Consider the following 13,726-nt stretch of genomic DNA (forward strand, 5'->3'; position numbering starts at 1 on the left):
CACGAAGGTGCGGATCTCATGCGGGATGCGGTCATTGTCGCCGCGGTGCGTTCGCCGATCGGACGCGGGAAGCCGGGCGGTGCGCTCGACGGCGTGCACCCCGTGGATCTGATGGCGCACAGCCTGCGCGCCGTCGTCGAGCGCACCGGGATCGATCCGGCGCGTGTCGACGAGGTGATCGGCGGGGTGGTCAGCCAGGTCGGAGAGCAGGCCACCAATATGACCCGCCGCGCCGCCCTGGCCGCCGGACTGCCGGAATCGGTGGCGGCCAGCACCATTGATCGACAGTGCAGTGCGAGCCAGCAGGCGCTGCGGTTCGCGGCGCACGCGGTGATCGCGGGGGACTGCGACGTGGTGATCGCGACCGGCGTCGAATCGGTGAGCCGGATCCCCATGGGCACCAGCCTGCTCGACGCCGACAATCTGGTGGGGTCGGCGTTCATGCAACGGTATCCGCACGGCGTGCCGTGGCAGGGGATCAGCGCCGAACTCATCACCGCCCGTTGGGGATTGAGCCGGGCGCAACTCGACGACTACGCATTGGAAAGCCACGGCCGGGCGGCCGCGGCCACCAGGGACGGGCGCTTCGAAGCCGAACTCACCGGGCCCATCCACGATCTGGCGGTGGACGAGGGTATTCGTTACGACAGTTCGGCCCGCGCCCTGAACGCGCTGCCGCCCTCCTTCCACAACGAGGCGATCGCGCGCCGCTTCCCCGAGATCAACTGGCACATCACGGCCGGAAACGCCAGCCAGCTCGGTGACGGCAGTGCGGCGGTCATGGTCACCACCAGTGCACACGCCCGGCTATTGGGCCTGACCCCGTTGGCGCGCATACGTTCTCACGTCGCGGTCGGCGACGACCCCTTCCTCATGCTGACCGCGGTGGTCCCCGCCACCGAGCGCGCCCTCAAGCAAACCGGCCTGACCCTCGCCGACATGGACCTCATCGAGATCAACGAGGCTTATGCCAGCGTCATCCTCGCCTGGGCCCGGGAAACCGGCGCCGATCTCACCCGGGTGAACGTCCACGGCGGCGCGATCTCCCTCGGACATCCCCTGGGCGCCAGCGGTGTTCGCATCACCGCCACCCTCGTGCACGCCCTGCGCGCCCGCGGCGGCCGCTACGGCCTCCAGACCATGTGCGAATCCGGCGGCCAGGCCAACGCCATGATCATCGAGGCCCTCTGACCCGAGCTAGTTCGGCAGGGGGATGAACTCGACCGTCGTGCCGTCGGCGGCGTCGGCGGGGACGATGACCAGGCCGTCGCGGTCGAGGAGGCCGGCGAGGTGGGCGGTGCGCAGGGCGGCGTCGCCGTGCCAGCCGCCCTCGGGCAGGGCGCGGGCGGGGACGATTCGCGCTACCGGACCGGCGATGTCGGAGGCGTTGTCGAGCGGGCCGCGGAGCGGGCGGGAGCGTGCCGCACCGGTGAGGCCCTCCCGCAGCGCGGGCAGCAGGGCCAGCAGGGTGCCGACAGCGGCGTAGGGATTGCCGGGAAGCCCGAGAACCACGGGGCCGGAGGACAATTGGGCCACCGCCGTGGAACCGCCGGGGCGCAGGCGCAGACGGTGCACCAGCATGCGGGCCTCCGCGCGGTCGAGGGCGGCGCGCAACTGGTCGGCCGCGCCGCCGCCGGTCGCGCCGACGATGACCAGCAGATCGCAGTCGGTGGCGGCGGCCAGCACCTCGTCGAAGGCATTCGCGGTGTCGCGCAGGTGCACCCGATCCACGGTGACGACCCCGTACCAGCCGAGCAGGTCCGGCAGCACCGGTCCGATGGAATCCCTGGTCTGCCCGGTGTACAGCGGCCCTTCGCTGCGAATCTCGTCACCGGTCATGACGATTCGCGCGCGCACCGGCCCGCGCACGGCGACCGTGCCCACCTCCGCCGACGCCGCGACCGACACCAGGGCCGGCGTCACCGGCGTGCCCGCGGGCGCGAGCTCGGCCCCCGGCTGCCAATCCTCGCCCCGGCGACGGACATCGTCGCGAATCGGGCTGTCCGGCAGGCGATGCAGCGCACCGTCGGCGGCGATCTCCACGAATTCGTCGCGCACCACGGTGGTGGTGCCGTCGGGGACATGCGCTCCGGTGGCGATGCGCACGGCTTCTCCGGCCAGCAGCCCCACCGGTCGCTGCCCGCCCGCGAATCCGATATCGCGGCGCAGCTGCCACGGCCCGTCGCCGCTCACCGCGTATCCGTCCATGGCCGACACGTCGAAGCGCGGCAGCGCCTCCGCGGCCCGCAGTGGTTCGGCCAGTACCGCGCCGCGCGCCGAGCGCACCGCCGTGCGCCGGCTGGGCAGCCGGGAAATGGTGCGGCGCACCAGCTCTCGTGCCTCGTCCAGATCCAGTGGCGCGGCCGCGCGGGCGGCGGCGGCGCGCGCGTGGCGGATATCGTCGGGGGTGTCGCAGTCGGCGACCCCGTCCAGTCGCACGGTCGCGGTATCCACCGGAACCAGGGCTTTCATCGGCCGATTCACCAGCGATTCGAGATTGTTCAACGCCTCGCACAGCGCTGCCCGCCGCCAGACGCCGACGAGATATTGCGGCCGCCCGGACCCGTCCGCGGCGAATACCGCGTCGCTTCCGGATTCCCTTGCATGAGAAAGCAATTCGTCTACGGCGGCGGCGGTCAGGAATGGCATGTCGGCGGCCAGCACCACGATCAGTCCGGCCGGAAAATCGCAGTCGGCCAGTACTCCCATGCCGGAGGCAATTGCCGCGACGGGCCCGCCGCCGGCCGGTATCTCCTGTGCCTGAAGGATTTCCGGCGGCAATTCCGGCCGATGCGGTCCGACCACCACCGTGCGCGCGCAGGCGGCGACGGCGCTGAGGGCGGCATCCAGCATGGATTGTCCGCCGACGACGATGGCGGGCTTGTCCACGCCGCCCATGCGGCTGGCACGCCCGCCGGCGAGCACAATCGCGTCGACAGTCGTCACGAGGCGAACTCCGGCGCGTAGTCGATCATGACTGCCGATCGTAGTAGCTCCCTGTTTCCCCGTCGTGTACCGGTGAGCGCGTTACCCCCGAATGGGGCTTGCTAAGCAATTGCTCAGCTGTTAGCGACTATGCGATGTGTCGCGACACATAGTAGAAATGGAGACGTTTTGGACTGTTGCACATTGCGGTATGGCAGTATCCGATCCCAGAACTGGCGTCGTACATGGCGATTCGACGTGGTTCACAGGAGGCGATACGACCTGGTTCTCGCTCGCGGGGAACCGGTGCCCGCACCGATGAAGGACGGTTGCTGAATGTTTGTGGAGAGGGAACGAAGTGGCGTTGATCGTGAAACCGAATAGTGGACCCGAGGAGCTGAGACCTCCCAGTTTCGGTTTGCTCCTCCGCAAGCTCCGCGACGCCCGCGGCGTCTCCCGCGAACGCCTCGCCTTCAATGCCGGTGTCAGCGCCAGCTATATCAGCCATTTGGAGAAGGGCGACCGCGGCCATCCGACCCGCGAGGTGGTCGACGCGCTGCTGCGATACCTGGACCGAATAGATCCGCTTTCCGTCGTGGAACGCCGTCACCTGCTCGACCTCGCCGGACTCGGCGTGAGTGAATTCCCCACCGTGGAACAGTTACGCGCCGAAATCACCGACGACATGCGCCGCGCGCTCGATCTCCACGAGCCCAATCTCGCCGCCTATGTCGATACCCGCTGGAATGTGCTGGCATGCAACGCCAGTTACTCGCGGGCCTTCCCCGGACTCGAATCCGATGTCAATATCCTGCGCTGGCTGCTCGGCAATCCGGCGGCGCGCGAGGTCATGCTGGACTGGGAGGACGAGGTCCGGCTCACCATCCACTGGCTGCGCGGACTCATCGCCAGTTCCGGCGATACCGCCTGGTCGAGCGACTATCTCGCGGAACTCGGGCGCTTCGGCCTGTTCCGGGAAATGTGGGACGAGGGCATCGCCGCCTACGGCCGCCCCCGCGCCACCATGCATCTGCACGACATCATCGCCGATCGCTGCCGTGCCATCGCGGTGCAGATGTTCAGCGTCTTCTGCGCGGCCTACCCCAGTCAGATCCAAATCTTCCTGGGCATCCCGACCTGGTGCTCCGACGACGGCGAAGCACTCGATCCGGGACACCTCTACAGCGCGACCGAGGGCGAGTAGGCCAGCGCCCGGGTCGTGGCCCGCTGCACCAGGCGAATCAGCAGCGGGGCCAGCACCTCCGGATGCGTCCACGCCGCACCGTGACCCGCGCCGGGAATCGTCACCACGCCATCGGAGCCGCGGAGCCCGGCCGCCAGCAGCTCCGACTTCTGCGCCGTGCTGGTGCCGTCGTGACTGCCGCGCACGATCAGCGCCGGCGCCGCGACCTCGGACAGCCGGTGCAGCACCGAACGCCGATTCATCAGGCAGTCCGCGGCGGGCGCGATGGCCTGGCGATCGCAGGCGTACCAGCGACTGGTCCAGGTGCGCCACAGCCGTGGATCGGTGCCGCCGATCAGCTGCGGGGCCAGTTCGGCGACCAGCGGGGCCATCGGCTCGGCGCTGCACCAGCGCTCGAAAAAGGTGCGGTAGAAAGCCAATTCGGCGGGTGAGCAGGCGTCGCCCTCGGTATCGATCAGTGCCAGCCCCCGCACGCGTTCGGGTTCGGCGAGCGCCATCCGCATTGCGGTGAATCCGCCCTGGCTCATTCCGCCGATTACCGCTTGTTCGATTCCGAGATGATCCAGAACCGCGAATGCGTCGGCCGCCAGATCCCAATAGCTGAACTGTTCGCCCTCCGGTGTCTGGGTGCGGCCATGGCACCGCGCATCCACCGTCACGAGGTTGATGCCGGCCGCTGCCAGAGGTTCGCGCATCGGTTCGAACATGGATTCGTCCATGAGAAAGCCGTGGCTGAGGAGCAGGGTGGGGCCGGAAATGTCGCTGGTGACGAAATGGACTGTGGCTGAACCCGATCGCACGTAAGGCATGGTCAGAACCGTAAACGACGAACCGGCCGCTTCCTATTGTTTGCCGGGTCTGTGCCGAGCACGCTTCAGTGCTGTTCCCGATGAGTACCAACACTGGCCAGTGTCGGTACTGCTAGGGGTTTGCTCCAGATCCCTCTCTAACTGGACAACGTGATGTCGAGCGCATTTAAATCAGCCCGTGGCGTTTTTGGGACAAGCGCCAATCACTTGGGAGGAAACAAATGCTGGACATCACCACCGCCGCTCGTCGCAATGACTTCCGTGTGGATCAGGGTGCGGGTCTACGCGAATCACTGGAGGGACTGCTTCTGCACGACGGCGTCGGATTGGATGCCCGTATGCGACACGCCATCGCGGCCGTGGTCCATCTCGCCGTCGACGCACCGCTGGGCGTGCCGGAGGACGCCGAGGAATTCCTGGGCCGGCTCGACGCCGCGTGGCTGTTCGCCGCCTGGAACGAATGCGATTCCGAATTGTCCTTGCTCAACACCCTGGCCGGTGGCGAGGTGCCCGCGCTGTCCTGGTGCGAGCTCATGTTCACCACGGCATTGGCGCCCTGGTCGTCCACCCCGGCCGCGGTGCACGCGCGCCGCGTTTTCGTCACCGGAGAGCAGGCGCGGCTGGCCGCTGTCGGTGATTGCTGAAAACCAGCTCGGGTAATCGAATAATCGACGTATTGAAGGGGTGTTCAGAAGTGAAGCTGCTTTTCACGAATTTCGATGCCATGTTCGAGACCATCGCGCGCCGGGACGAGTCCGAGCCGGAAGCCTGGCACAAGAAGGCACTGTGCACCCAAACAGATCCGGAGGCGTTCTTCCCCGACAAGGGCGGCTCGACTCGGGAGGCCAAGCGGATCTGCGGATCCTGCGAGGTCAAGAAGGAATGCCTGGATTACGCGCTGAGCCACGATCAGCGATTCGGCATCTGGGGCGGCATGTCCCCGCGGGAACGCCGCCGCTACGACCGCGGCGCGGCCTGACAATCCGGGCTCGATTCGAGGGCCGGGCGAACCGGATCAGTCGGAAGCCGATCGCAGCAGACAGAATTCATTGGTTTCCGGATCGGCCAGCACCACCACCGGCGTATGCGCCGGGGGAGTGCCCGGACTGATCGGCAAGGCGCCGGCGGCCCGCAGTCGTGCCGCCTCTTCGGCCGGATCATCGCTGGGGAAGGCGATGAGATCCAGATGCAGCCGACTGCGCTCCCCGATGGCCGCCGGGGTGCGCAGGAATTCCAGCCACGGGCCCTGCCCGGTGGCGGACCGAATGCCCGCATAGCGGGCACAATCATGGGTGACCGGCCAGCCCGACGCCGCGGACCAGAACCGGGCCAGGCGTAGCGGATCCTGGGTATCCACCACGATCGCGGCCACCGCTCCCGTGTCGACGTAGTGCTCGCGCGGTTCCAGAACGCAGAACTCATTGCCCTCAGGATCCGCGAGCACCGTCCACGGCACCCCGTCCTGGCCGATGTCCAGGCGCCGGGCGCCCAGCGACAGCGCCCGATCCACCTGCACCCGCTGATGATCCAGCGACCGCGAGGACAGATCCAGATGGATCCGGTTCTTCGCCGATTTGGCGTGCCGGGACGGCAGGAAGGTCAGCGCCACATCCAATCCGTCCGGATCGGGTGCGGCCACATCCACCCCCTCGGGGCGGTCCACCATCACCTCCCAGCCGAGCAACTCCGCCCAGAAACGGGCCGCAGTCCTCGGCTCCACCGAATCGAACACCACGCACGCCAGACGGGTGGACATACTCCAACGGTAACCGGGACGCCCGCCGCCGCGGGCCAGGTTCGCCCGAACCGATCCGGCGTCACAGCGCCGGTCGCGCGCCGCCAACTTCATCCGAAACGGGTGAGAGCGGCGGCCGCCGCGCCCGGCACGCTGACCAGCACGCGATGACGCCGTGCCATCGTGTTCGCCCTCGGACGACAAGGAGTTGCTCGTGGACCAGTTCCCGCCGATCGCCGACCACGGACTCATCGGAGATCTGCAGACGGCCGCGCTGGTGGCCACCGACGGCACCGTCGACTGGATGTGCTTGCCGCGCTTCGATTCTCCGAGCGTGTTCGGGTCGCTGCTGGACCGCCGGGGCGGGCACTGCCGGATCCGGCCCGCCCGGCCCTACCGGAGTACGCAGATGTACTTCCCGGACACCGCCATCCTCATCACGCGCTTCATGACCGACTCCGGCACCGGGGAGGTCGTCGACTTCATGCCGCCGCTCACCGATCGCTCACCCACCGACAACCATCGACTGGTGCGCATGCTGCGGTGTGTGCGCGGACAACTCAGCTTCGAATTCGATCTGATGCCGCGCTTCGACTACGGCCGGCGGCCGCACACCACCCACATCCTCCCCGACGGCGCGGTGTTCCACGCCGGGGACCAGATCCTCACCCTGCACGCCGTCCGCGAACCCGACGACGCGCGCCTGGCCCGGCTGCAGGTGGTGGGCGGCGGGCACGTACACGGGTCGATCACCCTGGAGGCCGGGCAGGTGCGCGGCATCGTCCTCGAATCCGGGGCGCGCACCGCACCGCGCGCGCTGCGGGTGGCCGAGGTGCAGGGCCTGTTCGACGACACCGTGCGGTTCTGGCACACCTGGCTGGCGCAATCCACCTATCGCGGGCGCTGGCGGGAGATGGTGCACCGCTCGGCCATCACGCTCAAACTCATGACCTACGCGCCGACCGGCGGCATCGTCGCCGCGCCGACCGCCGGACTGCCCGAACAGCTGGGCGGGGAACGCAACTGGGATTATCGCTACACCTGGATCCGCGACGCCTCGTTCTCGGTGTACTCGCTGCTGGCACTCGGATTCACCGAGGAGGCAGCGGATTTCGCCACCTGGCTGCGCGGGCGGTACCGGGCGCACGGCGGGCCGTTGAAGATCATGTACCGGGTCGACGGCAGCTGGGATCTGCGGGAGGAGATCCTCGACCACTGGGAGGGATACCGGGGATCGCGACCGGTGCGCATCGGCAACGACGCCTCCGGACAGCTGCAGCTCGACATCTACGGCGAAATGCTGGACAGCATCTACCAGGCCGACCGGCGCGGCCTGCGGATCGGGCACCAGGGCTGGCACGATGTCGTCGACCTGCTCGACTGGCTGACCACCAACTGGGACCAGCCCGAGGAAGGCATCTGGGAAACCCGCGGCGGCAGAGCCGATTACACCTACGGACGGCTGATGAGCTGGGTGGCCTTCGACCGCGCGGTACGACTGTCCGCCGAACACAGCCTGCCCGGACCGGTGGAACAGTGGCAGCAGCAGCGCGACCAGATCTACGAGCAGGTGTGGGATCGCGGCTGGAATCCGCATCGGCGGGCGTTCGTGCAGCACTACGACTCCGACGTCCTCGACTCCTCGCTGTTGCGCATGGCCCAGGTCGATTTCGTCGCACCGCAGGACCCCATGTGGCTGTCCACCCTGGACGGCATCACCGACGAACTCGTGACCGACAGCCTCGTCTACCGCTACGACCCCCTCGCCGCACCCGACGGATTACAGGGCAGCGAGGGCACGTTCTCGCTGTGCACCTTCAACTACGTCAACTCCCTCGCCCGCGCGGGCCGGCTCGATCAAGCCCGCCTGATCTTCGAGAAGATGCTCACCTACGCCAACCACGTCGGCCTCTACGCCGAGGAGATCGACCTCACCGGTGAGCAACTCGGCAATTTCCCGCAGGCGTTCACGCACCTGTCCCTCATCGACGCGGCCATCACCCTGGATCACGCTATGGACAGCGCTCGCGCGTCCGACCCGCTCCAGTTCGCCGGTCTGCTGCGCAGCTGAGCGGTCTGCGGAGTACCCGCCCCTGCCGCGCGGCCGGGTACTCGGCGGAGGGTTCGGCCTGCCGCGCGCCCGAGCCCGCCCACGGGGGCGGTGTGCCGCCCCGCCCGCGCGGGCGCGCAGGACCCGCCGCGCCGGTCAGAGCAGCCCGGCGCGGCGGGCCCGATCCAGCGCCGCCGCACGCGAATTCACCCCGAACTTGGCGTAGATGGCGCGCAGATGCGTCTTGACCGTATTCACGGAGACACCCAGCTCCCCGGCGATCTGCTGTGCCGTGTGACCCGACGGAAGATACTCCAGCACAGTCGTTTCCGTGCCGGTGAGCCGATGCCCCGCCGAATCCCGGCGCGCATCACGGTGATGCCGGATCCGCTCGACGAAATCCTCGTGCCGCCCGAAACTTCCGGCCTGCTCGTCCAGCAGGCCGATCACTCCGGGCACATCCAGGAACGGCCGCACCAAACGTTCCGGCGCGGCCCGGGTGATCGCGTTCTCCAACGCGCGCCGTGCGCGCCGCGGTGCGTCGTCCAGTGCGCCCCGCACCGCGTCCAGCAGCTCCACGACCACCCGGTCGTAGGCGCCCTCGGGCAGATCACCCGCCAGTACCGGAGCCAGCAGGGTGTCCACGGCCGCACCGTGATTCGCGTCCAAGGCCAGTGCCGTCCGCGACAGCGCGATCTCCGGGCCGTCCCCGAGCACCCGCCGCGCCTGCTCGATCAGCAGCAGCGCGGTACGCGGCTCCCGCACCGCCAGCAGCGCCCACACCACATGCGACAGCAACCGCCGCGCCCCGACCGGCAGCAGGCCACCCTGTTCGAACATCGCCACCAGCCCCTGCCGCAACGCGTCGGCGGCGGCGTATCTGTCTGCCGCGGTGTGGAATTCGAGCAGCTGCCCCACCACATGCGCGGACCACCCACCCGCCGGCCGCACCTGCCCCTCCGCGCTCTCCGACATGACCAGCGTCGCGTCAACCAACTCACCGGACCACGAATCCCCTTGCAGATAAGCGCCGAACGCCGCCATGGCCGCCGCATGCGCGATATCGGCCCCGGAGCCCGCGCCGATCGACGCCGCGCCGTTCGACGCCGCGTCGACCGACGCCACGCCCGGTGGTCCCTCCGCGAGCGGCGCATCCGGCACGATCGCGGCGATCGCCGGTGTCTCACTGGTCTGTTCGCGCCCCGGATGAACCACGCCGGTGGAGTTCGGGGCCGCAGCGTCGCGGGTGGTGTTCGGGATCGCGGTGTCTCCGGTGGAGTTCGGGGCCGCAGCGTCGCGGGTGGTGTTCGGGATCGCGGTGTCTCCGGTGGAGTTCGGGGCCGCAGCGTCGCGGGTGGTGTTCGGGATCGCGGTGTCTCCGGTGGAGTCCGGGATCGCAGCGTCGCGGGTGGAGTCTGGGATCGCGGCGTCGGTGGTGGTTCGGAGGTGTCCGCTGTGCGCTGCGCGGACGCCGGACGCTTCGACGGTGTGTATGACGTCGGTGCTGCCCTTGGCGTCGTTTCGCGCTGCGGCGGCGCGGAGTCGCGTTCCGGTTTCGGTGCCGCGCATCAGCGTTGCGTTGCCGGGTGGCGGGGTCCGGTTCGTCGCGAGGTCCAGTGCCCGGTTGGCGCGCTCGCGCATGACCGTCACCGCGCCGGCCAGTCCCGCGGCGATGGCGAGCCGGGTGACCGAACGCAGTGCCAGGCGCGGTTGGTTGCTGCTCTCCGCCAGGATCAGGGCTCGGCGCAGGTGGTGTTCGCCGCCCGCGCGGTCACCGCGCAGCAGCATGGCGGTGGCGAGCTGTACCGCCAGATAGCAGTCGAGATCGAGGTGGCCCGGCGGGGGCTCCGGCACGCTCGGCAGGTTCGCGATATCACCGGTCAGGATGGCCGCGTCCACTCGCGCGGCCGCGACCAGGGGCGGCAGCCAGGCCGACTCCACGACGGAATCCGGTGCGGCGCCGGGTGTTTCGAGCATGGACAGGTAGGTCGTGGCGGCGAGGGCGTCGCCGTGGGTGAGGGCGTCGATCGCGCGCAGCAGCCAGAGGAAGGGGTCGCCGGACAGGTCCGGGCGCATGCTGTCGATCTGCGCGAACAGAGTGGCCCCATCGCCGTCGAGGACGATCGCCAGGGCGCGGCGGCGCAGGAATTCGACCAGACGATCGTGCGCCGCATCGTCGAGCAGATGCGGCAGGGCCGCGAGCGGCAGGCCCGCGTCGTCGTACCAGGTGGCCGTGCGCAGGTTCAGGTCGTCGGCCAATTCCACACTCGCGTGCCGGATCTCGGCGTGGAAGTGCGAGCGCAGCAGCGGGTGGTAGGTGAGCCAGAGTTCGCCGTCGCGGCGGGTGTAGGTGATCGGATAGTTGACCCGCTCCAGCTCCCACAGCTGGTGCCGGGCCGACGGGCCCGCCAGCGCCTCCGCCAGTCGCGGCGTGAACGCGGCGGGAACGCTGGTGTACATGAGGAATTGGCGCAGCGCCGGAGACAGGCTGTCGACCAGCTCGCCGGTCAGGAAGTCCGAGACCGCGCGGGTGGGGCGGGCCAGCATGGCCAGCGCCGCGTGATGGTCGTCAGGGCGGGTGGCCAGGTAGCGGGCGGTGATGCGGACCAGCGCGGCCCAGCCGTCGGTCAGGCGCATGACCTCGGCCAGTGCGGGGTCGTCCGGCCGGCAGTCGTGCTGGGCGCACAGCGCGCCCGCCTCCGCTTCGGTCAGCGCCAGCTCGCGGGCGCCGAATCGGGTGACGCGGCCGCTCAATTCCAGTGTGTGCCAGCGCAGCGGTGGATCGTAGCGGGCGCAGAGCACGACCGTCACCGTGGCGGGGAGGTGCCGGAGGAAGTCCTCCAGTCCGGCCAGGGTGTGCGGATCGGTGAGCCGATGCGCGTCGTCGAGGACCAGCAGCAGCGGCTGCCCCGGGCCCCGCCCGCCCGCATCCGCGGCGGCGGACCAGAGCCCGGCCGGATCGAATGGTCCGGTGATATCGAGCCATTCGGTGCGCAGGCCCGGCCGTCGGCGAATCCAATCGCGGACCGCCACGGTTTTCCCGGTGCCCGCGGCGGCGCACAGCAGCAGTACTCGCCCGCCGGTCCTGATCGCGGCATCGAAACTGTCGTACAGCGCGGGCCGCGCTATCGACGGGAACGTCAATTCCGGCATACCAGGATCTCCTTGTCATCCGCGATGGGTGAGGCGGGAATCCGCGAGACCGTGGACATTCATCAGCGGAACCCGTCTCCACTCGACAGATAGGGGTTGTCATGACCGAACATCCCGTGCGCCAGGGCATTGCGGCCGGCACATCCATCGGGGCGTCGATCCTGTTGCTGACCGTGGGCACGCTGTCGGTTCTCGCGGGAATCGCCGCGGTCGCCGAGGACACGATGTATGTGGCCGGATTCGAATACATCTATGAACTCGACATCACAACCTGGGGATGGACGCATATCGTGCTCGGCGTGGTATTGGCGATCTCCGGTCTGGGCCTGCTGACCGGCAAAACCTGGGGCCGGGTCGCCGCGATGATCGTCGCCGCGGTGTCGATCATCGCGAATTTCCTGTGGCTGCCCTATTACCCGTGGTGGTCGGTGCTCATCATCGCGCTGGACGCGGTCGTGATCTGGGCCGTCGCCACCTGGAAGGGCTACGCGGCATGAGTGGCCGCGCCGGTGAATCGTTTCCGCGCATTCGAAACCTCCGAGTAGCCGAATGTCCCAGCAGCAGCCTCCGGCACCGCGCTTCCTGACGACTTTCTCCGCAGTTCCGAAAAGATGACAGGACAACAAAATTCGGGTCGGAATGTGACACGCAATGCGCATATTCAACTGAACACCCGCCCGGCTGGCTAATCTGCAGCAAGCTGGGGTGGGGTCCCCGGACGTACTTCGAAAACATATAGGCGGACCGGGTGCTGTGATGAACGAACGGCAGATACGAGTACTGGGGCCGCTACGGGTCGTGATCGACGGGAACCGGACACCGATCCGGGGTCGAATCCAGCGCGCCCTGCTGGGCCGGATGGTGGTCGCGCACGGCCGGGCGGTCTCCACCGACCGCCTGGTCGACGACATCTGGGCGGGCGACCCGCCGCCCAGCGCCGCCTCCGTCGTCCAGGTCCAAATCCACAATCTGCGAAGGGTTTTCGAACCCCACCGGCCGCGCCGCGCACCCGCCGCGGTGGTGGTCTCCGAATCCGGGGGCTACGCGCTGCGCGTGGCCGCCGACCAGGTCGACTCCTGGCGCTTCGAAGCCATGGTGCGCGCCTACCAGGACCGCGTCCGCGAACACGGCGAACCCGATCCGGCGGAGGGCTGCCGCCTGCTCGACGCCGTGCTGGCCTGCTGGCACGGCCCCGCCTTCGAATCCTTCGAGGGCGCGGGCTGGGCGGTCGCCGAGGCCGCCCGGCTCACCGATCTGTGGCTGCTCACCGCCGAGCTGCGCGCCCGCGCCGCGCTCGAACTCGACCGTGCGCCCGAGGTGATCACCGGCCTGCGGCCGCTGCTGGAACAGCATCCCGAACGCGAGGAGACCGCGCGGCTGCTGGCCACCGCGCAGTACCGGCTCGGGCAGCAGGCCGAGGCCCTGGCGACCCTGCGGCGTGCCGGTGAATACCTGGTCCGGGAGATGGGCGTGGACCCCGGGTGGCGGTTGCAGCGGCTGGAGACCGCGATTCTCAACCAGTCGCAGGACCTGGAAGGTCGGTGAAATCTGCCATAGCGCAAGGCAATTGCTGATCGTTAGCGAAATCCCGAGCATAAGTCATCGTGGGAAGTGATAGCCACTGGATGTCATTCGCGTGCCCGCACTTTCGCGTGACTTTCGGTCGAAAGCGGTGCGGCCGAGTCGTATTCGGCCGGTGTTGCTGGTCACAGTGGCGTGCCCGGCTCGGAAGGCCCTTGGGACGCTGCTGAAACACGTTGTGTGGCAATACGGTTCGCGGGTCGCTATATCTATGTACAACCACAGACAGTGAGGAACGCCATGGCCTTGAATACGGAATGCGCCCGAAG

11 protein-coding genes are annotated in these 13,726 nt (G+C 68.6%); 7 read left to right on the top strand and 4 right to left on the bottom strand.

The annotated features are described in order from the left end of the window. The first annotated feature begins 18 nt into the window (after window positions 1-18). Window positions 19-1,191, top strand: coding sequence for a thiolase family protein (locus JK358_RS18195; RefSeq protein ID WP_201948861.1), 1,173 nt, complete (start codon window positions 19-21; stop codon window positions 1,189-1,191). Between the two features lie 6 nt (window positions 1,192-1,197). On the opposite strand, the gene JK358_RS18200 is transcribed toward JK358_RS18195, so the two are convergent. Further along, complete coding sequence (locus JK358_RS18200) at window positions 1,198-2,946, bottom strand: NTP transferase domain-containing protein (RefSeq protein ID WP_201948862.1); 1,749 nt, start codon at window positions 2,944-2,946, stop codon at window positions 1,198-1,200. 397 nt (window positions 2,947-3,343) lie between these two features. On the opposite strand from JK358_RS18200, the gene JK358_RS18205 reads away from it, so the two are divergent. Further along, on the top strand, window positions 3,344-4,129 hold the full coding sequence (locus tag JK358_RS18205) for an MmyB family transcriptional regulator (protein ID WP_232851418.1): 786 nt from the start codon (window positions 3,344-3,346) through the stop codon (window positions 4,127-4,129). Here JK358_RS18205 and JK358_RS18210 read toward each other — a convergent pair. Further along, window positions 4,105-4,938 carry an alpha/beta fold hydrolase gene (locus JK358_RS18210; protein WP_201948863.1) on the bottom strand — a complete coding sequence of 278 codons (834 nt, stop codon included), beginning with the start codon at window positions 4,936-4,938 and terminating at the stop codon, window positions 4,105-4,107. The genes JK358_RS18205 and JK358_RS18210 overlap by 25 nt on opposite strands. Before the next feature lie 221 nt (window positions 4,939-5,159). On the opposite strand from JK358_RS18210, the gene JK358_RS18215 reads away from it, so the two are divergent. Continuing rightward, window positions 5,160-5,582, top strand: coding sequence for a hypothetical protein (locus tag JK358_RS18215; protein ID WP_201948864.1), 423 nt, complete (start codon window positions 5,160-5,162; stop codon window positions 5,580-5,582). Window positions 5,583-5,662: 80 nt separating this feature from the next. Further along, entirely contained in the window at window positions 5,663-5,917 is a 255-nt protein-coding gene (locus tag JK358_RS18220; RefSeq protein ID WP_201948969.1) for a WhiB family transcriptional regulator, read from the top strand. A gap of 36 nt (window positions 5,918-5,953) precedes the next feature. Here JK358_RS18220 and JK358_RS18225 read toward each other — a convergent pair whose 3' ends face one another. Beyond that, window positions 5,954-6,694, bottom strand: a complete 741-nt coding sequence (locus JK358_RS18225) for a VOC family protein (protein ID WP_201948865.1) — start codon at window positions 6,692-6,694, stop codon at window positions 5,954-5,956. Between the two features lie 193 nt (window positions 6,695-6,887). On the opposite strand from JK358_RS18225, the gene JK358_RS18230 reads away from it, so the two are divergent. Further along, the gene (locus tag JK358_RS18230) at window positions 6,888-8,744 is read left to right on the top strand and encodes a glycoside hydrolase family 15 protein (RefSeq protein WP_201948866.1); all 1,857 of its coding nucleotides are present in this window, start codon (window positions 6,888-6,890) and stop codon (window positions 8,742-8,744) included. 135 nt (window positions 8,745-8,879) lie between these two features. On the opposite strand, the gene JK358_RS18235 is transcribed toward JK358_RS18230, so the two are convergent. Then, entirely contained in the window at window positions 8,880-11,876 is a 2,997-nt protein-coding gene (locus tag JK358_RS18235; RefSeq protein WP_201948867.1) for a helix-turn-helix transcriptional regulator, read from the bottom strand. A gap of 101 nt (window positions 11,877-11,977) precedes the next feature. Between JK358_RS18235 and JK358_RS18240 the strand changes: the two genes are divergently transcribed. Both JK358_RS18240 and JK358_RS18245 read left to right on the top strand, forming a co-directional pair. Further along, entirely contained in the window at window positions 11,978-12,373 is a 396-nt protein-coding gene (locus JK358_RS18240; RefSeq protein ID WP_201948868.1) for a DUF7144 family membrane protein, read from the top strand. A gap of 259 nt (window positions 12,374-12,632) precedes the next feature. Continuing rightward, on the top strand, window positions 12,633-13,421 hold the full coding sequence (locus JK358_RS18245; protein ID WP_201948869.1) for an AfsR/SARP family transcriptional regulator: 789 nt from the start codon (window positions 12,633-12,635) through the stop codon (window positions 13,419-13,421). Window positions 13,422-13,726: the final 305 nt, after the last annotated feature.

The organism is Nocardia acididurans, assembly GCF_016741815.1.
GTDB lineage: Bacteria > Actinomycetota > Actinomycetes > Mycobacteriales > Mycobacteriaceae > Nocardia > Nocardia acididurans.